Below are 23,639 nucleotides of genomic sequence, written 5' to 3'. Positions count from 1 at the left end.
AAGGTCCGCAGGTTCAAAAGGGATCAGGCAGCTTCGAGCGCCTGCATGGGGAACAGGCGCGTGGCGACGCGGTCGCGCATGTCTTCGTCGTGGAAGATGCCGAGCACTGCCGAACCGTCGGCGCGCGCTTCGGCAAGCAGCTGCGCCACCACGTCGCGGTTCGCGGCATCCAGCGACGCGGTAGGTTCGTCCAGCAACAGGATCGGTCGGCGCACGATCAAGCCGCGCGCGATGTTCACGCGTTGCTGTTCGCCGCCGGAAAAGGTGCCCGGCGGCAGCAGCCACAAGCGCTCTGGCACGTTCAGCCGGTGCAGCAAGTTGCCGGCGCGCTGGCGCGCCTCCCGTTCGTCCATGCCGGCCTGCAGCAGCGGCTCGGCGACGATGTCCAGCGCAGGCACGCGGGGAATCACGCGCAGGAACTGGCTGACGTAACCCAACGTATGGCGGCGCACGTCCAGTACCTCGTGCGGCATGGCCCTAGCCAGGTCGAGCCAGCGCCCTGCATGGCGCACATGCACCGCACCGAAGCTTGCGCGGTAGTTGGCGTAGATCACGCGCAGCAGCGTGCTCTTGCCCGCGCCGGAGGGGCCGGACAGCACCACGCATTCGCCCGCGTGCAGGCGCAGGTCCAGCCCGCGCAGCACGTCCAGGCGCGCGCCGTGCTGGTGGTGGAGTTCAAACGACTTGCCAACGTCGCGCAGCTCGAGCATCAGGGCAGCGGTCATGTCGTCAGTACCGAGGAAACGAGCAATTGCGTGTAGGGATGTTGCGGGTCGTCGAGGATCTGGTCGGTGAGCCCGGTTTCGACCACGCGCCCCCCCTGCATCACGAGGGTGCGGGCGGCGAGCAAGCGGGCGACCGCCAGGTCGTGCGTCACCATCACCGCGGCCAGGCCCAGCTCGTTCACCAGCCGGCGCAGCAGGTCGAGGATGCGCGCCTGCACCGAGACGTCGAGACCGGCGGTCGGCTCGTCCATGAACACCAGCCGCGGCTGCGTCACCAGGGTCCGCGCGATCTGCAGGCGCTGCTGCATGCCGCCGGAAAAGCTGGTCGGCGCGTCGTCGATGCGCGCGGGATCGATCTCCACCCGCTCCAGCCAGCCCCGCGCGATGCCGCGCAGCTGGCTGTAATTGCGCATGCCCAGCGCCATCAGGCGTTCGGCGACATTGGCGCCGGCACTCACGTTGAGGCGCAGGCCGTCGCGCGGGTTCTGCGTGACGAAGCCCCACTCCTCGCGCGCCAGGCGGCGACGGTCGGCCTCGCTCAGCGCGCCCAGTTCCAGCCAGCCGCCGCTGCGCTGGCGATAGCGCACCGAGCCAGCCGTGGGCGCCTGTTGCGCGGCCACCGTATTGAGCAGGGTCGACTTGCCCGAACCCGATTCGCCCACGATGCACAGCAACTCGCCCGGGTGCAGGTCGAAGCTCACGTCCTCGCAGCCGATGCGCTGGCCGTAGTGGCGGCCCAGCCCGCGTACTTGCAGCAGCGCGCTCATGCTTGCGCCTCCATGCGGTGGCCGCTGCAGAAATCGGTATCCGAGCAGACGAACATGCGCGTGCCGCAATCGTCCACGACGACCTCGTCCAGATAGCTTTCGCCGGAGCCGCACAGCTCGCACTGCTGCTCCCAGCGCTGGATCTCGAACGGATGGTCGTCGAAGGCCAGGCTTTCCACGCGCGTATACGGCGGAATCGCGTAGAGCCGCTTCTCGCGTCCCGCGCCGAACAGCATCAGGGCCGGCGAGCGGTCGAGCTTGGGGTTGTCGAACTTCGGGATCGGCGACGGCGAGGTGAGGAAGCGCCCGTCGACCAGCACGGGATAGTCGTAGCTGGTGGCGATGTGTCCATACTGGGCAATGTCCTCGTACAACTTCACGTGCATCAATCCGTAATCGGCCAGCGCATGCAGGGTGCGCGTCTCGGCTTCGCGCGGCTCCAGGGTGCGCAGCGGTTCGGGCTCGGGCACCTGGAACACAAGGATCTGATCTTCGCGCAGCGATGTTTCAGGAATGCGGTGGCGGGTCTGGATCAGGGTGGCCTCTGCCGTGTGCTCGGTGGTGGCCACGCCCGCGACGCGGTGGAAGAAGCGGCGGATGTTCACCGCATTGGTGGTGTCGTCCGCGCCCTGGTCGATCACTTTCAGCACGTCATCGGGCCCGAGCAGGGCCGCGGTGACCTGGATGCCGCCGGTGCCCCAGCCGTACGGCAAGGGCATTTCGCGGCTGCCGAACGGCACCTGGTAGCCGGGAATGGCCACGGCCTTCAGCAGCGCGCGGCGCAACATGCGCTTGGTGTCTTCGTCGAGGAAAGCAAAGTTGTAGGTCATGACCACTGCCCACCCGCTGCGCTCAATGGCTGCTCCTCGGCATCCGTGGCGTGCTGTGCCGCGAGCGTGCGCAGCAGCGACAGCTCCGCCTGGAAATCCACGTAATGCGGCAGCTTCAGGTGCTGCACGAAACCGGAGGCTTCCACGCTGTCCGAATGCGACAGCACGAACTCTTGGTTCTGCGCGGGCGCATGGTTCGGCTCGGCGAGCTCGTCGCAGCGCAACGCGCGATCCACCAGCGCCATGGCCATCGCCTTGCGCTCGCCTTCGCCCATGGTCAGACCGTAGCCGCGGGTGAACTGCGGCGGCACGCCGTTGCCGCCGCGGAACTGGTTGATCATCTGGCATTCGGTCAGCACGATGCTGCCGATCTCGATGGCGAAGCCCAGCTCTTCCGGGCAGATCCGCACGTCCACTTCGCCCATGCGGATCTCGCCCGCGAACGGATGGCTTTCGGCATAGCCGCGCTGGGTCGAATACGCCATGCCGAGCAGGAAGCCTTCGTCGCCGCGCGACAGGTTCTGCAGGCGGGTCGCACGGTCGGCCGGGAACATCAGCGGTTCGCGCGTGAGGTCGACCGGTTCCGGATCGCTGCCGGGTTCGATCCGCTCGATCAGCGCTTCCGCATCCAGCAGGTCCAGCACGCGCGGCATGTCCGACGGCAACGGCACATCGGCCGGCGCCACCTCTGCTGCGACCGCGGTATCGAAATCCAGCAGGCGCTGCGTGTAGTCGTAGGTGGGGCCCAGCACCTGCCCGCCCGGAATGTCCTTGAAGGTGCCCGAGACGCGACGGCGCACGCGCATCGCGGTGGTGTCCAGCGGCAGCGTGTAGCCGAAGCGCGGCAAGGTGGTGCGATAGGCGCGCAGCAGGAAGATCGCTTCCAGCATGTCGCCGGCGGCCTGGCGGATCGCCAGCGCGGCCAGCTCCTCGTCGTACAACGAGCCCTCCTGCATCACCCGCGCCACGCCCAGGCGCAGCTGCCCGCGGATCTGCGCAAGCTCCAGTTCGGGCACGGCGGTGTCGCCACGACGCGCCTCGGCCAACAGTTCCAGCGAGCGGGCGATCGCCTGCTCGCCGCCTTTCACGGCAACGTACATTCAGCCCTCCAGCAGGCGCGTCGTGCGCGGCAGGGCAAGCACCTGCTGCCCGGCGACGAAGAACAGGTCGATGCCGAGCGGAAGCAGCGCGGCCAGTGCGGCACGTTGCTGCCAGAAGTCGGCAGGCAAGCCGTCGATGGCGACGGTTTCGGTGTCGCGGATACCCGGGCCGGCGAACGTGTTGCCTGCCCCACCCGCGGCAACGGGATTTATCGCTGCCAACTGGATGATCAGGCTGGCGGAGCGATCCGGGTAACGCATGTCGCCACACGCAAACGCATCCAGCGGCGGCATCGACGCGGGATTGGTAATCAGCGCGAAGTTGGCATCCTGCGGCCGGTCCGCCAGCTTCAGGCCGGCATGGAAGCGCAGGTGGCGGACCACCTCGTCTTCCGGCTGCTGCAACCACACGGAGGTGGTCGCATCGCAAAGCGTCAGCACGATCGCCATCGCGGCCGGTGCGGCCGGCGCGGGTGCGGGCGGCAATACCGGCAACGTGCGCGGCACGGCTGGGCGCGCCATCGCCTGCAGCAGTTCGCGGAAGTTGCGCTGGCTGTCGAACACGGGATTGGCAAAGGCGGCCAGCATCATTCGCCCCGTACCACGGTGAAGAATTCCACCTTGCTCGCGGCGGCCTTGCGGCTCGCCTCGTCGCGACGACGGTCCAGCGCACGGCGCAGCGGTTCGACCACCTGCATGCGCAACGACGCATGCCTGTCGGCATCCTGCAGCATCGCATCGGCCAGCGCCGCCAGCTCGGCGTGGCGCGTATCACTGCCGCGCACCCAGGCGTGGCCGATGTGGCCGCCGGCCTGCACGCTGCAGCGGGTGACGGTGACTTCGCCGAAATTGAACTGCGGGCCGGTGCCGCCGACCCGGCCGCGCAACATGTACAGACCGGTCTGCGCCGGGCGCAGCCAGGCGGTGTCGGCCGGCGGCGCGAAGGCGCCCATCGCCTGCACCAGCTCGGCCGGATCGGCCTGCGCCAGCAGCGACATCCAGTGCGGGCGCGCCAGGTGGGGGGAGGTGTCCATCGGGTGTTCCTCGGCTTGTCACAAATGTCTAGTTATCTAGACAGGCGGCGGCGCCTGCACGGCGCCCCTTGTGAGCCATTGCAGCAGGCCAGCGTGCCGTTGCCATGACGGTGAATAGACAGGTTGAGGGCGTGGTATGAGCGAAATCGAACGGGGACGTGGCGTCGCGCTGTGGAGCCAGATCAGCGGCATCCTCGCGTCGGAGATCCTCAAGGGGCAGCCGCGCCAGGGCGCGCAACTGCCGTCGGCGCAGGAGCTGGCCGCACGCTTCGACGTCAACCGCCACACCGTGCGCCGCGCGATCGCCGCGCTGGAGGAACGCAACCTGGTGCGCACCGAGCAGGGACGTGGCAGCTTCGTGCAGGAGCAGACGATGGATTACCTCATCAGCCGCCGCACGCGCTTCGCGCAGAACATGCGCAACCTCAATGTCGAAGCCGACATGGAGTTCCTGGAGGAAGCGCGCGAGATCGCGCCACCGAAGGTCGCCCAGGCACTGGGCCTGGGCCGCCACGAATACGTCTACCGCATCGAAACGCTGGACCATGCCGACGGCCATGTCGTCGATTACAGCACCGCCTACTTCCCCGTCGCACGCTTTCCCGACTTCCCCGCCGTGTACCGCCGGCTGCGCTCGGTCACCCGCGCGCTGGCCGAATTCGGCGTGGCCGACTACGAGCGCAAACACACCCGTGTTTCCGCACGCCTGCCCGACGCCCACACTGCACGCCTGATGAAGCAGCCGGCGAGCCGGCCCGTGCTCCACGTGCAATCGATCAACGTCGACACGCGCGGCATGCCGGTGCAATACGGCATCACGCGCTTCTCCGGCGACTGGGTGCAACTCGTGCTGATGGCAGGCCACTGATGCGTTATGCCGTGTATTTCTGCCCGCCCGCGGGCAGCGGGCTGGACCTCCTCGGGCGCGAATGGCTGTCCGCCGGTCCCACATCGGGCATTGCGCCGGAGCGTTGGCATGCGTTGACCGCCAACGTGCGCCGCTACGGCTGGCACGCCACGCTGTGCGCGCCATTCGCCCTGGTCGAATCGGCCGGCTACGACGAGCTGCGCCGCGAGGTCGCCGATATCGCGCGGCACGCCAGCGTCATCGAACTTGCCATGCAACTGGACCATCTCGCGGGCTTTCTCGCGCTGCGGCCGCATGGCGACGAGCAAGACGTCCACACCCTGGCCGGTCAATGCGTGCGCCGCCTCAACCCGCTGCGCGCGCCGAACAGCGAGGCCACCTGGCAGCGGCGAGCGCCACACCTCGACGCAGCGGAGCTCGCGCTGTTCCGCCAGTATGGCTATCCCTACGTGCTCGATCGCTATCGCTTCCACATGACGGTATCCGCGCCGGCCAGCGAAACCGAAACGCAGGCGATGCGCGCATGGTTTGCGCCAAGGCTGGCCAACCGCCCGGTCGCGCGCATCGACGCGCTCACCCTCTGCCAGGAAAAAGCGCCCGGCCAACCGTTCGATCCGCTCGAAAGGATTCCCCTCGGCACGGGAGCGGCGGCATGAGCACGGGCCGCCTGTATTACGTGATGGGCCCATCCGGCGCGGGCAAGGACAGCGTGCTGGCGTGGGTGCGAGAACACGGCGTGCCGCTTGGCGTGTTGTGCGCGCACCGCTACATCACCCGGCCCGCGCATGCCGGCGGCGAGAACCATATTGCGCTGAGCGTGGCGGAATTCCGCTCGCGCGAGCAGCGCGGCCTGTTCGCACTGACCTGGAAAGCCCACGGCCTGCATTACGGTATCGGCAGCGAAGTGAGGCATTGGTTGACGCGCGGTGCCGATGTGCTGGTAAACGGCTCGCGCGGCGCGTATGCGCTGGCTTGCGAGCGGTTTCCCGCCTTGCACCCCGTGTTGATCACCGCGAGCCAGGAAACGATCGCGCTCCGCCTCGCCGCTCGCGGGCGCGAATCGGAAGCCGAGATCGCCGCGCGCATCGCACGCCTGGATACCTATCCGGTTCCGCCGGACAGCATCGTCATCCACAACGACGGTTGCCTTGCGGAAGCCGGCTCAAGTTTGCTGCAGGCGATCCGGCCCGACTCGCAGGTCGAACGGCAACATGCCTCCGCCCCCGTATCGGCAGGATAAGGGCGCACACCGAAACCAACACAGGCGCAATCGCACGCGGGCTACTTGCCGCGCTTGCCCGATGCCGAGGGCTTGCGCGGCTTCGGTACAGGCATCAGTGCTGCCGTCTCGAGGAACAGGCGGCGGATCGCATCCGAATCGTCCAGCCATTCGTCGGCCACCGGATAGTCCTTGGCACCGGGATACGGCGGCCGCTGCGGAAGCCCAGGCGCCAGCGTCGCCGCCGCTGCAGAGGGTTTCACGAACAGGCTGTTGTCGCAGGCGAAGGCAACCACCTTGCCATCGACGTACAGCGCGTACTCGCCAAACATCTTCTTGTGCGTGAGCCGGTCGCCAAGCGCGACCTGCTCGCTCACGTAATCGATGTAATCACTGTCAGTGGCCATGCGTGCGGGAACCTCGAGCCTGTATCGAATCGCGTTGCATGCCGCCGGCGCTCAATGCGAAAGAAGCACCAGCAACAGCGCCAGCAGACCGGGAAGCGCCTGCACATAGAGAATCTTGCGGTTCGCCGTCGCGGCGCCATAGATGCCCGCGACGACGACGCACAGCAGAAAGTACAGCTTGAACTCGTAGCCCGCCGCACCCCGGATCACACCCCACAGCAGTCCCGCGGCGATGAAGCCGTTGTACAGACCCTGGTTCGCCGCCAGCGTTTTTGTGGCTGCCGCCTGTTCTTTCGACTGGCCGAAGGCCTTCCGGCCGGCCGGCTTGTCCCAGAGGAACATTTCCAGCACGAGGAAATAGGCGTGGAGCAGGGCCACCAGAACCACCACGACGCCTGAAATTGTCGCCAACATGATCCGTCTCCAGACAACACATGCAGTCACCGCATGCCGGCACCCGCCGGCAGGCTCCCCGCCCCATGAAACGACCGCCGCCACGCATCGCCGGCGCACGCGCCAGGCCATGCTTCGGGGTTGCGGCGAATAACCGCCACCGCCCGCCGGTCAGCACAGCCATGGATTCCATTGTCATTCCCAGGACTGCATCACGCCATGCCCCTCGCCCCCGCGAGCTAAAATCATCCGGATGGCCTCCACTTCACGCAAGCGCCAGCGGCGCAAACCTGTCCCCTCGTCCTCGCCGCGCGTGGCGAAGGCGCCGGTTGCCGCCGTGCGTCCTGCCGACAGCTCCACGCGGGCGAATGGGGTGCTGGATTGGCTGCTGCGCAAGCTGCCGGCGCGGCATCGGGAAAAGCTGCGCGACTACCTGGTGCTCACCCGCATGGACCGTCCCATCGGCGCGCTGCTGCTGCTATGGCCGACGTGGTGGGCGTTGTGGCTGGCGGCGGGCGACTGGCCGCCGCTGAAGCCGCTGGCGATCTTCACGCTGGGCGTGTTCGCGATGCGCGCAGCGGGCTGTGCGATCAACGACTTCGCCGACCGCAAGCTCGACCCGCAGGTGGAGCGCACCGCCGGGCGACCCATCGCCAGCGGGCGCGTGAAGCCGCGCGAAGCCTTGCTCGTGTTCGGTTCGCTGCTGGCGTTCGCCTTCGTGCTGGTGCTGTTCACCAACCGGCTCACTATCGAACTCTCGTTCGCTGGCGCTGCGCTGGCGGCGATCTATCCGTTCACCAAACGCTGGACGTCCCTGCCGCAAGTGGTGCTGGGCGCCGCCTTCGGCTGGTCGATTCCGATGGCGTTCGCCGCGGTGGCGGGTACGGTGCCTCCGCTGGGCTGGCTGCTGTTCATCGCCAACATCCTGTGGTCGGTGGTGTACGACACCGAGTACGCGATGGTGGACCGCGAGGACGACCTCAAGGCCGGCGCGAAATCCACCGCCATCCTGTTCGGCGACGCCGACCTGCCCATCCTCGGCGTGCTGATGGCCACGCTGCTCCTGGCGATGGTATTCGCAGGCCAGCGTGCACAACTGGGCTGGCCGTACTGGCTGAGCCTGCTGGTGGCGACCGGCCTGTTCGCCTATCAGTTGTGGCTGATCCGCAAGCGCGAGCGCGGCGCCTGCCTTGCCGCCTTCCGTCACAACAACTGGTGGGGCCTGACGGTATGGATCGGCATTGCCATGGCACTGGCGATACGGTGAGCAGGCACCCGATTGGCAGGGGCGATCAACGGGGGCTCTGCATCAACACGTAGTTTCCAGACTTGGTTGCCGGCGCGGCGGACCAGCCCGGCGCCAGGTCGATGGTCCAGCCGTTGCCTTCGAGATGCGAGCCCTTGATTGTCGTCGGCACGGGCAACGCAGCGCGACTGAAGTCCGACGACACCAGCACGCCGCCCGCTTTCACGTCCAGGGTGCCCCAGCGCGCGATGGCGTGGAACGTAAGGTAGACGATGCCGTCCGCACCCAGTGACACTGCAGTACTGGGATTGAAACTGAAGCGCCCCAGCGCTGTCAGCGAGAGTGTCGGCCCATCGACTAGCGCGGCACGGTATTGCGCCTGCATGGCTTCTTCGCGAGCGGCGCGATCCGCCAACTCGATGCGTAGCCCGCTTGCGCCGTACACCGCTGCACGCGAGTCGGCCGACTCCTTTGCGTTGTCGTGCAGCGTCGATGCCAGCATCGCGCCAAGGTCGGAATGCTCGTTCAACGCCTTGCGCCATCCGGGCAGGCGTTCGTCCAGCAGCAGGCCATAGGCCGGTCCGGACATGAAGGCAGAAATGCGCGAGAAGGAAACCTCCGCATCGGGATGGACCAGGTCGGCGGCCGCGTACCAGCGCGCCGCCGCGGCATCCGGCTCCGCGGCCGCGATGCCGGTGTACTGCGCTGTGCCCTCCACGATCTCCATGGCTGCCTCCGTCGCGGCCGAGCCTGGAAACAGCGCATGACGTTGGTTGCGGAAGACCAACGCATCACGGATGGCCTGCGTCTGCGCCGGGCCTGATTCGATCAGGGCTGCGGCCAGCGCGCGCCACTCCAGCTGCAGCCACAGCCGTCCTTGCTCCGTATCAAGCTGCGGGTTGGCCGTGGCATTTGCCGCCAGATGAAGCTCCGGCTGGATGCGATGGAACATCTCGTGGGCCATTGTTATCGAGCGCGCGCCCGCATCCTGGGGCAGCATCGGCAATCTCAGCTGCGTCCAGCGCACACCTTCCCATTCCGTGGGGGCGTCGGAAAGGACCACGTCCTCGGGCAGCATGCCGACATAGACCCCGTCCTGGGGTTGCAGCCGCTGTTGCGGATCCGGCTGGTTGGCGATGACGGCGCGCGTGGCTGGGATCACCAGGAGCATCCGGCCGTAGAGCGGCACGCCCCACAGGCGATCGGCGTCTCTGGCGGAGACGTTCTGCGCATCTGCGAAGACGGACTTTGCCTTCGCGATCTCGGCCGGCGTCGGCGACGCTGCCAGCGCCGGCATGGACAGGAAAAGCCCCAGCGACGTCACCCATACCGTTTTACGGATCCAAGCCCACGCCGACATGATGAACCTCCTCCATCATTGACCCCGCCTTCCGCATACTAACTGCTTGAGACAGGCGCTTGGCTTTCCGCATGCGGTCAAGACGCCCACGGAAACATGGCTGCCATAGCGACGCATTGCCGTCATCGTCAACGGCGACTTCCTTCGGGGTCACGTCGATCGTTCGAAATCGGCAGCGGCGGCTCCTTGCGGAAAACCGCCATCAACCGCGCGGTGACGGCGCACGCGCCAGCGCCCACACATCCACCCGCTGCACGCCGGCGCGCTTCAGCACCCGGCTGCATTCGGCGAGGGTGGCACCGGTGGTCATTACGTCATCGAGGATCGCCACGTGCGCGGGCAAGGCGATGCCTGCACGCAAAACGAAGGCGCCGCGCACGTTGCGACGGCGGCCGGCGGCATCCAAATCGGTCTGCGCCGTGGTGCCGCGGCAGCGCGACAGCACGTCGTGACGCAGCGGTACGCCGAGGTGGCGCCCCAACGGCTTCGCCAGCTCGCGCGCCTGGTTGTATCCGCGTTGACGCAGGCGCACGCGATGCAGGGGCACTGGCAACAGCAGTTCGGGCTTCGGCAACGACATGGCTTCGCGCCGCCACAGCGTAGCCAGCGTGCGACCGGCGGCAAGGTCGCGGCCGAACTTGAAGCGGGACTCCAACCGGTCCAGCGGCCAACCGTAGCGGAACGGTGCCCATGCTGCGTCCCATGGCGGCGCGCGGCGCACGCACTCGCCGCAGACCGCGGCAGTCGTGGCCAGCGGCAGGGCGCATCGCACGCAGCAAGTGCGGTTGCGCGGTACTTCGGCGGCGCAATCGGCGCACAGGTCCATGCCATCGGCACCCGCCGCGCCACACAAGAGGCAGCGCCATGGCAACAGCCAGCGCCACGGTCGTAGCCATGTTTCCCTGAGTGTTGTCATCCCGCCTTCCATGTCGAGCCCGGCGATAGCAAGGGTAGCCTCCGTCAACCCGGATACCCGGGCGACCGGTTGACGCGCACTGGCACGCCACCCAAACTTCGCGCACTCCACCACCGAGTCGTCCCATGTCCGAAGCCGTCGTTCGCCACGATTGGACCCGCGAAGAAGTCGCCGCGCTGTTCGCACTGCCGTTCAACGAACTGCTGCACCAGGCGCACACCGTGCACCGCACCTACCACGATGCGAACGCGGTGCAGGTGTCCACTCTGCTGTCGATCAAGACCGGCGGCTGCCCGGAGGATTGCGCCTATTGCCCGCAGGCGGCGCGCTACGACACCGGCGTGGCGGCGCAGAAGCTGATGGAAGTCGACGACGTGCTGGCGCGCGCGAAGGCCGCCAAGGCCGCCGGCGCCAGCCGTTTCTGCATGGGCGCGGCGTGGCGCGGCCCGAAGGACCGCGACATCCCCAAGGTCGCGGAGATCGTGCGCGCGGTGAAGGATCTCGGCCTGGAAACCTGCGCCACGCTGGGCCTGCTCGGCGACGGCCATGCGCAGCAGCTCAAGGCCGCCGGTCTCGACTACTACAACCACAACATCGACACCGCGCCCGAGTTCTACGGCGAGATCATCCACACCCGCGAATACCAGGATCGCCTCGCCACGCTGGAGCAGGTACGCGACGCCGGCCTCAAGACCTGCTGCGGCGGCATCGTCGGCATGGGCGAGACGCGCGAACAGCGCGCGGGGCTGCTGCAGGCGCTGGCCAACCTGCCCGAACATCCGCACTCGGTGCCGATCAACCAGCTGGTGCCGGTGCCGGGTACGCCGCTGGGCAACGCGGAGAAGCTCGATCCGTTCGAGTTCGTGCGCGCCATCGCGGTGGCGCGCATCCTGATGCCGCTGTCCATCGTGCGCCTCTCGGCGGGTCGCCAGCAGATGGACGATGCTGTGCAGGCGCTGTGCTTCCACGCTGGCGCGGGCTCGATCTTCTACGGCGAGAAGCTGCTCACCACGGGCAACCCGGACACCGAGCATGACCGCGCGCTGTTCCGTCGACTCGACCTGCATGCGATGGAGGTGGTCGAGGAAGCGAGTACGGTGCATGCGGACATCATGGAGGCTGCGCCGGCGGGGTGTGGTCATGGGTGCGGATGCAGTGTGGCGGCCTGATCTGGGTTTGCTTGCCCGGGCGAACGTGATCGTTCGATGGCTCGCCCGCGGCGGCCTTCCGGCCATCTGCCGCGATATCCAGCACCCCGTCCGATTTATGGGAGATCGGCTTGGGGAGAGGAGCCTTTCCTCCCCCATCGCAAGAAACCAGGCGGTTTCGATCGCCTGCCAGCGCCCGAGTTCCTTCTCTTTGCTGGCCGCACGCCACCGCAGGAGCGGTGGCGTGCGTCGAAGCCTGCTCGAAGGGCGGCGGGCAGCGCCTGTCCCGGATTTGATCCGGGAATGCCCGGAATCAAGAGAAGGAACCAAGAGCAATGGCCGGGTGGGATACACCTGGATTGCGAGCAGGTTGTATCCAGGGGACTGGAAATACTCCCACTTGCGCGACAGACGACGCGGCCACACCGCGCCGCATCCGGGAATTGAGGGCATCGCGCGATTGACGCTTGATGGCAACTGCCGCCTTCCGTTTGCGGACCAGGGCTTGGGCAACGCTACATGTTGAGCATGGGTACTCCGCTGCGCCCCGACCTCCTCCAGCGTCTGGCGGCGCAGACGTCCGAACGGGAGCGCGCCAATCTGCGTCGTCGTCTGCGCACCATTGAGCATGTGGAAGGCCCGTGGCTGGAAAGCGGTGGTCGCCGGCTGCTCGGTTTCTGCAGCAATGATTACCTCGGCCTTGCGCAGCATCCGCAATTGATCGCCGCACTCAAGCGTGTCGTCGACGACGAGGGTGTGGGCGGCGCCTCGGCGCACCTCATCTGCGGCCATCGCCGCGAGCACGCACAGTTGGAGGAAGCGCTGGCCGAGTGGACGGGGCGCGAACGCGCACTGCTGTTTTCCACCGGCTACATGGCCAACCTCGGCACGGTGCAGGCGTTGCTGGCCCGCGGCGATGTGTGCGTGCAGGACAAGCTCAATCACGCGTGCCTGCTTGATGGCGCACAACTCGCGGGCGCCGAACTGAAGCGCTATCCGCATGCGGATGTCGCGGCGGCCGCGCGCCAGTTGCAGAGCCGCCCGCAGGCTGCCGCCCTGCTCGCCACCGACGGCGTGTTCAGCATGGACGGCGACGTGGCGCCGCTCGCCGGACTCGCCGCGCTGTGCGCGCGCGAACACGCCATGCTGATGGTGGACGATGCGCACGGTCTTGGCGTGCTGGGCGCGGATGGCGCCGGCAGCGTGCAGGCCGCCGGCCTCGGCCAGCGCGAGGTGCCCGTGCTGATGGCCACGCTGGGCAAGGCACTGGGCTGCAGTGGCGCGTTCGTGGCCGGTTCCGCTGCGCTGATCGTCGGGTTGATGCAGTTCGCGCGCCCCTACGTCTATACGACGGCCATGCCGCCCGCGTTGGCTGCAGCTGCCCGTGCAGCCGTGGAAGTCGCCCGCGGCGAGACCTGGCGCCGTGAAAAGCTGCAATCGCTGATCGCACGTTTCCGCGCCGGCGCCATGCAACTCGGCCTGCCGCTGATGACCTCGCACAGTGCGATCCAACCGTTGCTGCTGGGAAACGCGCAAACCGCCCTGGCAGCCGCGCAGGCACTGGAACAGCACGGCTTGCTGGTCACTGCGATCCGGCCGCCCACGGTGCCGCAGGGCCAGGCGCGGCTGCGCATCACGTTGTCGGCGTCCCATGAGGACGAGCATGTCGACCAACTGCTGGATGCGCTGGGCAGCCACTTTCACGGACAGGCCAATGCATCCAGCCATGGTGCTACAGGCAATCACTGAGCCCGTCGTACAGCGTGGCGCCCGTTCGCGGCAGCGGTGCATGCAGCGGATGCGCCACGGCCAGGGCGGACAGCAACTCGCGCACCGTGGTGTGCGGCGCCAACGGACTCACGCAGCGCCACACCGGGATGGCTGCATGAACGCGACCACGTCGCGCATCGATCCGCTCGTCGCTGGCCGCGAAGCTCCATGCGCATTGGCCGATCTCGCCCGTTGCCGCATCGGCAGCGCAGGCAAAGCGCAACGCCGCGATGTTGCTGTAGTCGCCCTCGCAGAAGGTGTCGCCACAGATCATGTCGAAGTCCCGCCGCAAGGCGTTGGCGATGCCGTACCAAGTGTTGATGTCGTCGTCATTCTGCAGCGTGGCCACGAGGTCGGTGTAGCGTCCGGCTGCGGATGGCTTCGCCTGTTGCGCCGAGATTGCCGATGCCGCGAACCACAGCAATCCGACAGCCAAGCTCATGCCTGTCTTCATGTCCCTTCCTCCGGAGCGCACCCTGGATCGGGCCAGGCAAGCGTGCCTTGCGATGCGGTTCGCCGCCTGTCGTTACGCACCGCGGGGCATCGTGCGCACACTCCGTTACGGCCTGTCGTCTGCGGCCAGCGGCGATGTACGTGCATCGGCCAGAACCGCAAACACACCACTTATAATTAATCATGCGCCAGCCTCGACCCCTCCCTGCCATGTCCGTCATCAACCTTTCCGCCTACCGCTTCGTCGCGCTGGACGATCTGCCCGCGCTGCGCGAGCGTGTGCTGGAACGCGCCACTGCGCTGGCGCTGAAAGGCACCGTGCTGCTCGCGCCCGAGGGCATCAACCTGTTCCTCGCCGGTCCGCGCGAGGCGGTGGATGCGTTCATGGCGTGGCTGCGTACCGACACGCGCTTCGCGGGCCTGGAGGCGAAGGAGTCGCTGTCCGACGACACGCCATTCGGCCGCCTGCGCGTGCGACTGAAGAAGGAGATCATCACCATGCGCATGCCGGCGATCCGCCCCGAGGGCGGCCGCGCGCCTGCGGTGGATGCGTCGACGCTGAAGCGCTGGCTGGATCGCGGCCGCGATGACGACGGCCGCGAAGTGGTGATGCTGGACACGCGCAACGACTACGAGACCGACGTGGGCAAGTTCACCGACGCCGTGGACTACCGCCTTGCCAGCTTCACGGCCTTTCCCGAGGCGGTGGCCGCCGACCGCGCGCGCTACGCGGGCAAGACTGTGGTGTCGTACTGCACCGGCGGTATCCGTTGCGAGAAGGCTGTGCTGCACATGCAGGAACTCGGCATCGAGCATGTGCACCAGCTCGAAGGCGGCATCCTGAAGTACCTGGAGCTCACCGACGGCGCGCACTGGCAGGGAGACTGCTTCGTGTTCGACGGGCGGGGCGCGGTGGGTGCCGACCTGCTGCCCTCGGGCGAGATCCCTCTCCTCGACGGTGAGAAGGCTGGAATAAGGGGGCAATCTTGCGATGCGTTTGCATCAAAGCAGACTCCGAGCGACGCCTTCGCAAGCACCCGCCCCTCACCTCAACCCTCTCCCCAGCGGGGAGAGGAGGCGAACGCAGTTGGCGCTTCACCCCATAAAAATAGGGAAGCGAACATAAGCAGCGCGCAGCACCATCTGGGCGAGGCATGAGCCTCTACATCGAAAAGCTGGGCCGCGGTCCCGTTCCACTGGTGTTGCTGCACGGTTGGGCGATGCACGGCGGCATGCTGTCGCCGCTGGTGGCTGCGCTGCCGGATCGTTGCACGATGTACGTGGTGGACCTGCCCGGCCACGGCTATTCGCGCGACTGCGGCTTGCCGCTGGAACCCGTCGCCTGCGCCGCCGCCATCGCGAAAGCCACGCCGCCGGCGCTCTGGCTGGGCTGGTCGCTGGGCGGCCTGATCGCGCTCACCGGTGCGCTGGAACATCCGCAGCACGTACGCAGCCTCGCCATGCTCTGCGCCACGCCGAAATTCGCGCGCGACGAAGGCTGGCCATGGGGCAGCGACGCCGCGCTGGTGCACCAGCTCGCGCTGGACCTGGAGACCGACTACCACGCCACCATCGAGCGCTTCCTCGCACTGGAAGCGATGGGCAGCCCCGATCCGCGCGCCGAGCTGCGTCACCTGCGCGCGCTGGCTTTCGCACGCGGCGAACCGGACCTGCGCGTGCTGCAGGAAGGCATCCGCATCCTGGAAACCAGCGACCTGCGCGCGCGCCTGCCCGAACTGCGCCAGCCCAACGTGTGGATCGCCGGCCGTCGCGACCGCCTGGTTCCGCCACAGGCGATGGAATGGTCGTCGCAGCAGGCGCAAGGCCGCTACATGCAGATCGAACACGCCGGCCACGCGCCGTTCTTCACTTACCCCGACCAGGTGGCGCAGGCGCTGCAGCCGTTGCTGGACAGCTTTGACGAGTGCGGCTCCCATGAATGATTTCCATCTCGACCGCGAGCGCGTTCGCCGCAACTTCGGCCGCGCCGCGCGCAGCTACGAAAAGCACGACGCCCTGCAGCGCGAAGTGCAGCAGTCGCTGCTGGAGCGTCTGGACGTCTATCTGGAAACGCCCACGCACGTGCTCGACGTCGGCGCAGGCACGGGCCGCGGCACCGCGCTGCTGAAGCAGCGCTATGCCAAGGCCGAAGTGATCGCGGTCGACCTGGCACTGCCGATGCTGCGCGAAGCCAAGGCGCACAGCGGCTGGCTCAAGCCGTTCCGCCGCGTCTGCGCCGAAGCCACTGCGCTGCCCTTCCCCGACCACAGCGTTGACGTGCTGCACTCCAGCTTGTGCTTTCAGTGGATCGACGATCTCGCGGCGCTGTTCGGCGAATGCGCGCGCGTGCTGAAACCCGGCGGTTTGCTTGCCTTCACCACCTTCGGCCCGGACACTCTGAAGGAACTGCGCGCGGCCTGGGCCGCGGCGGACGGTCATTCCCACGTCAGCCGCTTCCTCGACATGCACGACATCGGCGACGCGATGCTCAACGCAGGCCTGCGCGATCCGGTGCTGGACGTGGAGCGCTACATGCTCACCTACAGCGAGCCGCGCAAGCTGCTGGAAGAACTGCGCGGCCTAGGCGCCACCCACGCGGACGCCGCGCGCGAACGCCACCTCACCGGCAAGACCCACTACCGCGCCATGCTCGCCGCGTACGAGGCGATGCGTGTGGAAGGTCGCATTCCCGCCACCTGGGAGGTGGTGACCGCGCATGCCTGGGGCCCGCCACCGGGGCAGTCGCGGCGCATGGCCGGCGGCGGCGAAATGGCCAGCTTCTCGGTGGACAGCCTGCGCGGTTCCCGGCGGCGCTGAGCCGCGTCGCTCACAACAGGCGATTCACCAAACGATCCAGCCGCACCCGGCTCAGGCGTCGCAGCAAGCGCCGCACCTCCGGCGGATAATCCCGTGTGCTTTCCAGAGCGTAATGGTCCGCCAGTCGCGTGGCGTGCTGGCGCAAGGATGCCCATTCCGCTTCGTGCATCGCGTGCAGGCGACGCGAGGGATCACGCAGCAGCAGCCCGTTCTCCAGGTCCAGCGCCCAGGCGCGCGGATTGAGGTTGTGGCCGGTGAGCAGGGCGCAGTCGTCGTCCACGAACAGGCCCTTGAGGTGGTAGCTGTTGCCGCCATCGCGCCACAGCCACAGGTTCAGCTGGCCGCTGGCGAGCTGGCGCGCATGCGTGCGCGCGAAGCGGCGCAGGTTGTTTTCGTAGAGATAGGGCAGCAGGCCGATGGTGCGGAACGGTTGCGCCGGTGGAATGTAGAAATCATTGGCGGTCTTGTCGCCCAGCATGATCTCGACGCTGCACCCGCGCCGCAGCGCGTGGCCCAAGGCGGCGCGCACCGGCCCTGGCAGGTTGAAATACGGCGTGAGCAACACGATGCGCCGCTGCGCGCCACGCAGCAGGGCCAGCATGGTGTCGTTCAGCGCATTGTCGGCGCGACCGAAACCCTTCAGCGGCGTGACGGCCACGGCGCCATCCGGCAAGGTCGCCATCGGCACCACGTAGGCTGCCTGCTGCAGTTGCTGACGGAACGTGCGGATCGCCGGCAACAGTGTGCGTGTCGGCGGCGGATCGGGCAGGTCGAGCCGGCGCACCGCTTCGCTTCCGCGAAACTGCCGCTGCACGAACGTCGCCATGCTCTCGGCCAGCGCGGCATCGCGGATGCGATGGCAACGGTCGAGCCGGTAGCGCCCGTGCTTGGCCAGGTAGACGTCGTTGAGGCTGGCACCGCTGTACAGCACGGTGTCGTCGAATACGAAACCCTTGAGGTGCAGCACGCCGAACAGTTCGCGGTTCTGCACCGGCACGCCCCACACGCGCACGCCGCCGCCATGGCGCTGCACGCAGTCGCGGTACATCGCCGCGTTACCCGGGCTTTGCTGCTTGCCGATCAGGCCGCGCTGGGCGCGATGCCAGTCCACGAAAACGTCGATCTCCAGCTCGGGCCGCTGCGCATGCGCAGCGTGCAGGGCTTCCATCACCTCGCGACCTGCGTCATCGTCCTGCAGGTAAAGCGTCACGATCAGGATGCGCCGCGTGGCCTGTGCGATCTGCGTCAGCAGCGCCTGATGGAATGCCTGAGGCCCGTGCAGGGTTCCGATGGCGGTGGCTGGCACCGCGAAAGCAGGCAGCGCCTCCAGCCAAGTCCGCGACTTCGGGCGCAACGGCGAGACGAGGCGGCGCGCGAGGCGGCGCGGCGCATTGATCAGCATGTTCATGCGTCAGAGGATAACGAATGTGGGTGACCTTGAAGACACCAAATCAACCTAACCTGCCAGCAGCGAAGCCGCCTCAACAACGCCCTTCGCAAAAACAGCTACCGCAAGCACTCCGCACCCAATTATTCCTACAGCCAAACGCACGACTCGTGGAGGCGCGTCATCCATATTCAAGTCTTCCCTCGGCATGCTCCACATGAAGAGCATGCCCATGATCGACAAGAATGCCCCTGAAACGAACCATTCCAGAGTCTTCCAGAGGTCATCAAGTGGGACATAACCGAAACCAAGAATCACGACACCAATACTTGCTACAGCGTTGAGCAAAAGAATCACCAAGAAGATTTTCTTTGTGCGCGTCATTGTTGCTCCCAAAACATGGCACATTCGGCGCGATCACTTCGCTTGTGCCGCCTCATTCTCGAATCCACCACCCAGCGCTTCGACCATGCGCACGGCCAGCTCCGCTTGCCGGCTTTGCAGCACAGCTTGGTTCTGCTCGGCGGTGAGCAGCAGGTGGCGGGCAACCAGCGTGTTCAACTCGGTACCCAGTCCTGCCTTGTAGCCGATCTGCGCGTCGTCGTAGGCGCGCTGTGCGTTGTGCAGCACGTCCTGTTGCGTCTGCAGCTGGTTCTGCACAGAGCGCGACAGGCTGAGCAGGTCGGCTACCTGATTCACCGCGCGCACCAGCGTCTGGTTGTAGTTGGCCACTGCTCCGTCGTACAGCGCATCGCGAGCGTTGAGGCCGGCGCGCAAACGCTTGCCGTCGAAAAGCGGCAGCGACAGCGCGGGGCCGACGCTGTAAGTACGCGCGGGCATCTGGAACAACGGCACATTGTCGCCCAGCGCAAGGAACCCGGCCATCGCGCTGATGTTGAGGTTGGGCATGAACTGCGCCTTGGCCGCCTTGATGTCCTGCGACGCGGCTTCCACGCGCCAGCGTGCGGCAACCAGATCGGGGCGGCGCCCCAGCAGGTTGGCCGTGAGATCGGGAGGAATCGCCAGCGACACCGGCTTGAGTCCGGTGGGTGCGGCGATCTGCAGGCCCCGATCCGGACCCTTGCCCAGCAGCACGGCGAGGCTGATGCGCGCACTGTCGATGGCCGCATCGGCGGCCGCCAGGTGCTGGTGCGCGATGCCGGCCTCGGCGCGCGCCTGCAGCAGGCTGTCCGGCAGGCCCATGCCGCTGGCGACGAGGGTATGGGTGAGCGCGGCGATGCGGTCGGAGCGTTCGACATCGTGCTGCGCGATGTCGCGCAACGCGAAGGCCTGGCGCAGCTGGATATAGGCCAGCGTGACGTTCGCCGACAGCTGAATGCGTGCCGCGCGGCGATCCACTTCCGCGGCACGGCTGCGCCCCAGTGCGGCCTCCCATGCGGCGCGCTGGCCGCCCCACAGGTCGAGGTTCCAGGAGAAATCGACGCCGGCACTCTGCATCCATGCGAACGTTCCCACGGCCTCCGGCAGCACCAAGCCGACTTCCTTTTCGGAAAGCCGTGCACCGGTGGCGGCATAGCTGGCTTCCACGCTGGGATCGCGCGCCGCATCGAGGGCCTGCGCTTCGGATTGCGCCAGCTGCGCGCGCGCGTCGGCTGCGGCGAGGCCGGGGTTGTCGCGCAACGCTTCGGCGACCAGCGCATCGAGTTGCGTATCGCCCAGCGCGTGCCACCAGTCCTGTTGCGGCCATGCGGCAGGACTCAGCTGCGCACCGGCAAGGCTTTGCTGCGCCTGCAGGCTGCCCGGAACGATTTCATGGCCGTTGGGATGCAGGCCACGGGTGGACGCGCATGCGGCCAGCAGCAGCGCCAGCACAGCGGATGCGAGCGTGCGTGTCACACGTGTCATGGCTGCGCCCGCCGCGGCGAGCGGTCGTCGTCGCGCGGATGCACGGTGATGGTCGCGGTCATGCCGGCCACCAGCACACTGCCCGCAGGCATCCGGTCGGGATCAATGTCGATGCGCACCGGGATGCGTTGCGCGAGGCGCACCCAGTTGAAGGTGGGATTCACGTTGGGCAGCTGATCGGGGCTGCCGGGGTTGTCGCGATCGGTGATGCCGCGCGCGATGCTGTCGATATGCCCCTTGAGCTCGATGCCGCCGGCCATCAGGCGTACGTCCACCGGATCGCCCATGCGCAGCTGCGGCAGCTTGGTTTCCTCGAAATAGCCGTAGATGTAATAGCTGTGGCTGTCCACCAGCGCGAGTTGCTGTGCGCCGGCATTGGCGAAATCACCCACGCGCACCTGCACATTGGTGGCGTAGCCGTCCACCGGCGCGCGCACCTGGGTGCGCTCGAGATTGAGCTCGGCGTTCTGCACCGCCACCTGCGCCTGCGCCTGTGCCGAAAGCGCCTGGTCGTGCGCGGCCTGTGCCTGCTTCAACGCGGCCTCGGACTGGTGCCAGGCCGCTTCCGCCGCCTCGGCGGCGGCGACCGCGTTGTCACGCGTCTCGCTGGACACCACGCTGCCTGCCGGCACTTGCATGCGCCGTCTCGCCTGCGCGCGGTACATCGCGTAGTCGGTCTTGCGTGCAGCCATTGCGGCGGTAGCCGCGGCGATGTTGGCCTCGGCGGCATGCACGCTGGCGCCCGCCGCCCCAAGGTTGGCATGGGCCTGTGCCAGCGCGAGCCTGTATCGCGAAGGATCGATCGCCAGCAATACGTCGCCGCGGTGCACGAACTGGTTGTCGGCCACGCGCACCTCGGTGACGAGGCCAGCCACATCCGGCGCCACCTTCACCACATCGGCGCGCACGCGGCCGTCGCGGGTCCATGGCGAGTACAGATAGTGCTTCCACAGCACATGGCCGAGCAGGGCGGCGACCAGCACCACGCAGGCGGTGATCAGGAAGCGCAACAGCGAAGTCTTGTTCATGGTCGACTCAATACAAAAACAACAAGCCGCCCGCGGCGAACAGGCAGGCGAACAGGGCAAGGCGGAACAACGGTGGGTGCCACACGTAGCGATGCAGGCCGTAGCGACCGATCACCGCATCAACCAGCAGCATCAGCAGCAAGCAGGCCAGGAAGATCGGCAACAACCCGGGTACCAGTACGCCGCCGACGGAAATCTCATTGGGCATGGACGGGTTCCTCGACGGCGGTGGCGGCGGCCAGCGGCGATTCGTCGTCGCGCAGCGCGCCCAGCAACTGGTACAGGTGCGTGCGCAGCTCAGGGGCGGTGGCGCAGGCTTCGATCGCGGCGCGCACCTCGTCCTCGGCCCGCTGCCGGCGCGCTTCTTCCGGCTGGTGATAGAGCTGCGCAACGGCCTGGACCGCGCGATTCGCCGCGTCACGTGCCGCGGCCGACGCGTTGCTGCTGCGCAATTGCTCGCGCAACTCGATCAGCGCGCGCCCGCTTTCCTGCACCGCCAGCGCCCAGCCCAGCAGGGCGCGCGACTGGCGGCTGCCCGGGCGGGTGTGCGTGATCACCTGATGGAACAGGTCGCGGCTGGCGCTTTCGAAGCGCCAGCGCAGGCCATCCAACGGTGCGGTAGCGGCCTCCACCACCTGCTCACGCAGCCGGCGGAACTGGCGACGCCGCTGCCAGCCGCTGCCGGTGACGCGCGGCACGAACACGAAGGAGACCGCAGCCAGCGCCACGCCGGCGAGCTGCGCGACGGCGTCGTTCAAGGTATGGGTCAGGTCGTACACCATCGGATTCTTCAAGGCGAGGATGTAGACGATGCCGATCGCATAACCACCGCCGACGCCGCTGAACTCGGCATGGGCATTGAGCCAGGGTCCGACGAGCAGCAACGGCAGGGTTGCCGCGACCAGCATCACGAAGCCGTCGCTGCCCGGCAGCAGCCAATAGGCCGCGTAGATGCCGGCCAGCATCCCGAAGGCGTAGCCGAGCAGCATGTTGAACGCCGAAGCCAGCGGGTTCGGCGCCGCCGCCAGCAGCCCGCTGAAGATCGTGGCGAGCAGCATCGCGCTGGCGCCGAACGGCCAGCCGCTGGCGATCCAGAACATGCTCAGCGCGCTCATGGTGAGGAAGGTGCGCAGCACCGCTACCAGCGCGCCGCTGGCGTCGTGGCCGCGACGGAAATGCACGCGCTCCACCCCGCCGCGCTGCACCTGCGCGCGCAGCGCCAACTCCACTTCGACGTAGCCGCACAATTCGTCGAGGAAACGCTTCAGCAAGGTGGCGCCGGTGTCGAACGCAAGCTGCGCGTGGCCAGGCGCCAGGCCCTCGCGCAGCGTTGCCTCCAGCGCCGGCAACTGCCGCGCGCACTCGCGCAGGCGCGGCGCCAGTACCGCGGGGTCGTGCAGGTCGGCCGGCGCCGCCTCCAGCGCCGCGCCAATCGGCCGGTACAGCGCGATCAGCGCATCCACTTCGGCAACACGACCTTCGCGTTGCAGCCGGTTGATGAGGTGATGCAGCGACTGGAAACTGGTCGCCGCCGCCATGTTGTGCTGGTTGAGCAGGCGCATGCGCGTGCTGCGCGCGCGGATCTCCGGATCCTCGAAGATCACCGAGGCGCGCATGTCCTCCAACTGGACCGCCGCACGCACGAAGCGCAGGTGCGCCTGTTCCATCGCCGCGCGCGGGATGCTGCCGCCGGTCGAGCCGCGCACGAAGTCGATGAAGTTGGCGAAATGCGCACGTGCACTCTGGCGCAACACCAGGCGCAGCCGGTCCGGGAACACCAGGTCGCTAACCACGGCGGACACCACGATGCCCAGCATCACCTCGCTCACGCGCATCAGCGCCGAATCGAACACGTCGAGCGGATTCGCCGCTGCCGGCAACGCCACGATGGCCGCGGTATAGCCGGCCAGCACGAAGCCGTAGGACATGAAGTTGCGGTACAGCGTGGCGCCGCCGGCGCACAGCGCCACCCACAGCGACAGGCAGGGCAGGAACAGTTCGCGCTGCTGCGGGAATGCGCACAACAGGGCCAACCCGAAGGTGCTGCCGCACAGGGTGCCGATCGCGCGATAAAAGCTCTTGGCCAGCACCATGCCGCTCTGCGGGTGCATCACGATACCCACCGTGATCATCGCCGTGGACGGCGCCTCCAGCCGCAGCCACATCGCCAGCCATGCGGCCAGGTATACCGCGAGCAGGGTCTTGGCCACGAACAGCCACGCACGCCCCTCGCCCGCGAAAACTTCCGCCAATGCAGGCCAGCGCCGTGCCGCAGGTTCCGGAATGGTCGATGCCCCTGCCATCG

The 23,639-nt window shown here is 67.5% G+C and carries 26 protein-coding genes; 9 read left to right on the top strand and 17 right to left on the bottom strand.

What is annotated here, in order from left to right; genetic code table 11:
• Positions 1 to 23 precede the first annotated feature (23 nt).
• Genes phnL through phnG form a run of 6 tightly spaced genes read right to left on the bottom strand, consistent with a single transcriptional unit; the run spans position 24 to position 4,456 of the window.
• A complete protein-coding gene (phnL, locus tag ISP25_RS14480) occupies positions 24 to 725 on the bottom strand; it encodes a phosphonate C-P lyase system protein PhnL (protein ID WP_404614853.1) in 702 nt (233 codons plus the stop codon).
• The gene (phnK, locus tag ISP25_RS14475) at positions 722 to 1,492 is read right to left on the bottom strand and encodes a phosphonate C-P lyase system protein PhnK (protein ID WP_404614851.1); all 771 of its coding nucleotides are present in this window, start codon (positions 1,490 to 1,492) and stop codon (positions 722 to 724) included. Before phnK ends, phnL begins: the two co-directional genes overlap by 4 nt.
• Entirely contained in the window at positions 1,489 to 2,322 is an 834-nt protein-coding gene (locus ISP25_RS14470; protein ID WP_404614849.1) for an alpha-D-ribose 1-methylphosphonate 5-phosphate C-P-lyase PhnJ, read from the bottom strand. Before ISP25_RS14470 ends, phnK begins: the two co-directional genes overlap by 4 nt.
• Positions 2,319 to 3,422, bottom strand: coding sequence for a carbon-phosphorus lyase complex subunit PhnI (locus ISP25_RS14465; RefSeq protein ID WP_404614847.1), 1,104 nt, complete (start codon positions 3,420 to 3,422; stop codon positions 2,319 to 2,321). Before ISP25_RS14465 ends, ISP25_RS14470 begins: the two co-directional genes overlap by 4 nt.
• Positions 3,423 to 4,010 (bottom strand): phosphonate C-P lyase system protein PhnH, encoded by a 588-nt coding sequence (gene phnH, locus ISP25_RS14460; RefSeq protein ID WP_404614845.1) that lies wholly within the window; start codon positions 4,008 to 4,010, stop codon positions 3,423 to 3,425.
• A complete protein-coding gene (gene phnG, locus ISP25_RS14455; protein WP_404614843.1) occupies positions 4,010 to 4,456 on the bottom strand; it encodes a phosphonate C-P lyase system protein PhnG in 447 nt (148 codons plus the stop codon). Before phnG ends, phnH begins: the two co-directional genes overlap by 1 nt.
• 136 nt (positions 4,457 to 4,592) lie before the next feature.
• Between phnG and phnF the strand changes: the two genes are divergently transcribed.
• The 3 genes from phnF to phnN are packed head-to-tail and all read left to right on the top strand — an operon-like array spanning position 4,593 to position 6,564.
• On the top strand, positions 4,593 to 5,324 hold the full coding sequence (gene phnF / locus ISP25_RS14450) for a phosphonate metabolism transcriptional regulator PhnF (RefSeq protein WP_192160063.1): 732 nt from the start codon (positions 4,593 to 4,595) through the stop codon (positions 5,322 to 5,324).
• Positions 5,324 to 5,980 carry a DUF1045 domain-containing protein gene (locus tag ISP25_RS14445; protein WP_404614841.1) on the top strand — a complete coding sequence of 219 codons (657 nt, stop codon included), beginning with the start codon at positions 5,324 to 5,326 and terminating at the stop codon, positions 5,978 to 5,980. Before phnF ends, ISP25_RS14445 begins: the two co-directional genes overlap by 1 nt.
• The gene (gene phnN / locus ISP25_RS14440; RefSeq protein ID WP_404614839.1) at positions 5,977 to 6,564 is read left to right on the top strand and encodes a phosphonate metabolism protein/1,5-bisphosphokinase (PRPP-forming) PhnN; all 588 of its coding nucleotides are present in this window, start codon (positions 5,977 to 5,979) and stop codon (positions 6,562 to 6,564) included. Before ISP25_RS14445 ends, phnN begins: the two co-directional genes overlap by 4 nt.
• 41 nt (positions 6,565 to 6,605) lie before the next feature.
• Here the strand turns inward: phnN and ISP25_RS14435 are convergent, their stop codons facing one another.
• Together ISP25_RS14435 and ISP25_RS14430 are read right to left on the bottom strand one after the other, a co-directional pair.
• Entirely contained in the window at positions 6,606 to 6,950 is a 345-nt protein-coding gene (locus tag ISP25_RS14435) for a TfoX/Sxy family protein (protein ID WP_404614837.1), read from the bottom strand.
• Between the two features lie 51 nt (positions 6,951 to 7,001).
• Entirely contained in the window at positions 7,002 to 7,364 is a 363-nt protein-coding gene (locus tag ISP25_RS14430; protein ID WP_404614835.1) for a DUF1304 domain-containing protein, read from the bottom strand.
• A 316-nt stretch (positions 7,365 to 7,680) separates the two neighbouring features.
• Here ISP25_RS14430 and ubiA point away from each other — a divergent pair, with 316 nt between their 5' ends.
• Positions 7,681 to 8,610, top strand: coding sequence for a 4-hydroxybenzoate octaprenyltransferase (ubiA, locus tag ISP25_RS14425; protein ID WP_343227598.1), 930 nt, complete (start codon positions 7,681 to 7,683; stop codon positions 8,608 to 8,610).
• Positions 8,611 to 8,635: 25 nt separating this feature from the next.
• Here the strand turns inward: ubiA and ISP25_RS14420 are convergent, their stop codons facing one another.
• Positions 8,636 to 9,949: a hypothetical protein gene (locus ISP25_RS14420; protein ID WP_404614833.1), complete on the bottom strand. Its 1,314-nt coding sequence runs from the start codon at positions 9,947 to 9,949 to the stop codon at positions 8,636 to 8,638.
• 202 nt (positions 9,950 to 10,151) lie between these two features.
• Positions 10,152 to 10,865, bottom strand: coding sequence for a ComF family protein (locus ISP25_RS14415; RefSeq protein WP_404614831.1), 714 nt, complete (start codon positions 10,863 to 10,865; stop codon positions 10,152 to 10,154).
• A gap of 125 nt (positions 10,866 to 10,990) precedes the next feature.
• Here ISP25_RS14415 and bioB point away from each other — a divergent pair, with 125 nt between their 5' ends.
• Positions 10,991 to 12,034 carry a biotin synthase BioB gene (bioB, locus tag ISP25_RS14410; protein ID WP_404614829.1) on the top strand — a complete coding sequence of 348 codons (1,044 nt, stop codon included), beginning with the start codon at positions 10,991 to 10,993 and terminating at the stop codon, positions 12,032 to 12,034.
• A gap of 507 nt (positions 12,035 to 12,541) precedes the next feature.
• Positions 12,542 to 13,762: an 8-amino-7-oxononanoate synthase gene (gene bioF / locus ISP25_RS14405; protein WP_404614827.1), complete on the top strand. Its 1,221-nt coding sequence runs from the start codon at positions 12,542 to 12,544 to the stop codon at positions 13,760 to 13,762.
• Here the strand turns inward: bioF and ISP25_RS14400 are convergent.
• The gene (locus ISP25_RS14400; protein WP_404614825.1) at positions 13,746 to 14,237 is read right to left on the bottom strand and encodes a hypothetical protein; all 492 of its coding nucleotides are present in this window, start codon (positions 14,235 to 14,237) and stop codon (positions 13,746 to 13,748) included. The genes bioF and ISP25_RS14400 overlap by 17 nt on opposite strands.
• 209 nt (positions 14,238 to 14,446) lie before the next feature.
• Here ISP25_RS14400 and ISP25_RS14395 point away from each other — a divergent pair, with 209 nt between their 5' ends.
• The 3 genes from ISP25_RS14395 to bioC are packed head-to-tail and all read left to right on the top strand — an operon-like array spanning position 14,447 to position 17,053.
• Entirely contained in the window at positions 14,447 to 15,394 is a 948-nt protein-coding gene (locus tag ISP25_RS14395; RefSeq protein ID WP_404614823.1) for a sulfurtransferase, read from the top strand.
• On the top strand, positions 15,391 to 16,179 hold the full coding sequence (bioH, locus tag ISP25_RS14390) for a pimeloyl-ACP methyl ester esterase BioH (protein ID WP_404614821.1): 789 nt from the start codon (positions 15,391 to 15,393) through the stop codon (positions 16,177 to 16,179). Before ISP25_RS14395 ends, bioH begins: the two co-directional genes overlap by 4 nt.
• Positions 16,172 to 17,053, top strand: a complete 882-nt coding sequence (gene bioC, locus ISP25_RS14385; RefSeq protein ID WP_404614819.1) for a malonyl-ACP O-methyltransferase BioC — start codon at positions 16,172 to 16,174, stop codon at positions 17,051 to 17,053. The genes bioH and bioC overlap by 8 nt, the downstream gene beginning before the upstream one ends.
• 10 nt (positions 17,054 to 17,063) lie before the next feature.
• Here the strand turns inward: bioC and pssA are convergent, their stop codons facing one another.
• The 6 genes from pssA to ISP25_RS14355 are packed head-to-tail and all read right to left on the bottom strand — an operon-like array spanning position 17,064 to position 23,637.
• On the bottom strand, positions 17,064 to 18,461 hold the full coding sequence (pssA, locus tag ISP25_RS14380; protein ID WP_404614817.1) for a CDP-diacylglycerol--serine O-phosphatidyltransferase: 1,398 nt from the start codon (positions 18,459 to 18,461) through the stop codon (positions 17,064 to 17,066).
• A 48-nt stretch (positions 18,462 to 18,509) separates the two neighbouring features.
• Positions 18,510 to 18,824 (bottom strand): hypothetical protein, encoded by a 315-nt coding sequence (locus ISP25_RS14375; protein WP_404614815.1) that lies wholly within the window; start codon positions 18,822 to 18,824, stop codon positions 18,510 to 18,512.
• Between the two features lie 33 nt (positions 18,825 to 18,857).
• Positions 18,858 to 20,306 (bottom strand): efflux transporter outer membrane subunit, encoded by a 1,449-nt coding sequence (locus ISP25_RS14370; RefSeq protein ID WP_404614813.1) that lies wholly within the window; start codon positions 20,304 to 20,306, stop codon positions 18,858 to 18,860.
• Positions 20,303 to 21,334, bottom strand: a complete 1,032-nt coding sequence (locus ISP25_RS14365; protein ID WP_192160095.1) for an HlyD family secretion protein — start codon at positions 21,332 to 21,334, stop codon at positions 20,303 to 20,305. The genes ISP25_RS14370 and ISP25_RS14365 overlap by 4 nt, the downstream gene beginning before the upstream one ends.
• Before the next feature lie 7 nt (positions 21,335 to 21,341).
• A complete protein-coding gene (locus tag ISP25_RS14360; protein ID WP_192160097.1) occupies positions 21,342 to 21,542 on the bottom strand; it encodes a DUF1656 domain-containing protein in 201 nt (66 codons plus the stop codon).
• A complete protein-coding gene (locus ISP25_RS14355; protein WP_404614810.1) occupies positions 21,532 to 23,637 on the bottom strand; it encodes an FUSC family protein in 2,106 nt (701 codons plus the stop codon). The genes ISP25_RS14360 and ISP25_RS14355 overlap by 11 nt, the downstream gene beginning before the upstream one ends.
• Positions 23,638 to 23,639 lie beyond the last annotated feature (2 nt).

The organism is Rhodanobacter hydrolyticus (assembly GCF_044904645.1).
Note: the sequence above shows the minus strand (reverse complement) of the source record. Positions and strands in the feature narration are given on the sequence as shown.

Bases quoted from the DNA above. Each gene is read 5' to 3' on its own strand.
- ISP25_RS14370 (WP_404614813.1), bottom strand. From the start codon at position 20,306: ATGACACGTGTGACACGCACGCTCGCATCCGCTGTGCTGGCGCTGCTG.
- phnN (WP_404614839.1), top strand. From the start codon at position 5,977: ATGAGCACGGGCCGCCTGTATTACGTGATGGGCCCATCCGGCGCGGGC.
- ISP25_RS14445 (WP_404614841.1), top strand. From the start codon at position 5,324: ATGCGTTATGCCGTGTATTTCTGCCCGCCCGCGGGCAGCGGGCTGGAC.
- phnL (WP_404614853.1), bottom strand. From the start codon at position 725: ATGACCGCTGCCCTGATGCTCGAGCTGCGCGACGTTGGCAAGTCGTTT.
- ISP25_RS14420 (WP_404614833.1), bottom strand. From the start codon at position 9,949: ATGTCGGCGTGGGCTTGGATCCGTAAAACGGTATGGGTGACGTCGCTG.
- bioB (WP_404614829.1), top strand. From the start codon at position 10,991: ATGTCCGAAGCCGTCGTTCGCCACGATTGGACCCGCGAAGAAGTCGCC.
- ISP25_RS14365 (WP_192160095.1), bottom strand. From the start codon at position 21,334: ATGAACAAGACTTCGCTGTTGCGCTTCCTGATCACCGCCTGCGTGGTG.
- ISP25_RS14360 (WP_192160097.1), bottom strand. From the start codon at position 21,542: ATGCCCAATGAGATTTCCGTCGGCGGCGTACTGGTACCCGGGTTGTTG.
- phnG (WP_404614843.1), bottom strand. From the start codon at position 4,456: ATGGACACCTCCCCCCACCTGGCGCGCCCGCACTGGATGTCGCTGCTG.
- ISP25_RS14430 (WP_404614835.1), bottom strand. From the start codon at position 7,364: ATGTTGGCGACAATTTCAGGCGTCGTGGTGGTTCTGGTGGCCCTGCTC.
- phnK (WP_404614851.1), bottom strand. From the start codon at position 1,492: ATGAGCGCGCTGCTGCAAGTACGCGGGCTGGGCCGCCACTACGGCCAG.
- ISP25_RS14395 (WP_404614823.1), top strand. From the start codon at position 14,447: ATGTCCGTCATCAACCTTTCCGCCTACCGCTTCGTCGCGCTGGACGAT.
- phnF (WP_192160063.1), top strand. From the start codon at position 4,593: ATGAGCGAAATCGAACGGGGACGTGGCGTCGCGCTGTGGAGCCAGATC.
- pssA (WP_404614817.1), bottom strand. From the start codon at position 18,461: ATGAACATGCTGATCAATGCGCCGCGCCGCCTCGCGCGCCGCCTCGTC.
- bioC (WP_404614819.1), top strand. From the start codon at position 16,172: ATGAATGATTTCCATCTCGACCGCGAGCGCGTTCGCCGCAACTTCGGC.
- ISP25_RS14400 (WP_404614825.1), bottom strand. From the start codon at position 14,237: ATGAAGACAGGCATGAGCTTGGCTGTCGGATTGCTGTGGTTCGCGGCA.
- bioH (WP_404614821.1), top strand. From the start codon at position 15,391: ATGAGCCTCTACATCGAAAAGCTGGGCCGCGGTCCCGTTCCACTGGTG.
- phnH (WP_404614845.1), bottom strand. From the start codon at position 4,010: ATGCTGGCCGCCTTTGCCAATCCCGTGTTCGACAGCCAGCGCAACTTC.
- ISP25_RS14415 (WP_404614831.1), bottom strand. From the start codon at position 10,865: ATGACAACACTCAGGGAAACATGGCTACGACCGTGGCGCTGGCTGTTG.
- bioF (WP_404614827.1), top strand. From the start codon at position 12,542: ATGGGTACTCCGCTGCGCCCCGACCTCCTCCAGCGTCTGGCGGCGCAG.
- ISP25_RS14435 (WP_404614837.1), bottom strand. From the start codon at position 6,950: ATGGCCACTGACAGTGATTACATCGATTACGTGAGCGAGCAGGTCGCG.
- ISP25_RS14375 (WP_404614815.1), bottom strand. From the start codon at position 18,824: ATGACGCGCACAAAGAAAATCTTCTTGGTGATTCTTTTGCTCAACGCT.
- ISP25_RS14355 (WP_404614810.1), bottom strand. From the start codon at position 23,637: ATGGCAGGGGCATCGACCATTCCGGAACCTGCGGCACGGCGCTGGCCT.
- ISP25_RS14465 (WP_404614847.1), bottom strand. From the start codon at position 3,422: ATGTACGTTGCCGTGAAAGGCGGCGAGCAGGCGATCGCCCGCTCGCTG.
- ISP25_RS14470 (WP_404614849.1), bottom strand. From the start codon at position 2,322: ATGACCTACAACTTTGCTTTCCTCGACGAAGACACCAAGCGCATGTTG.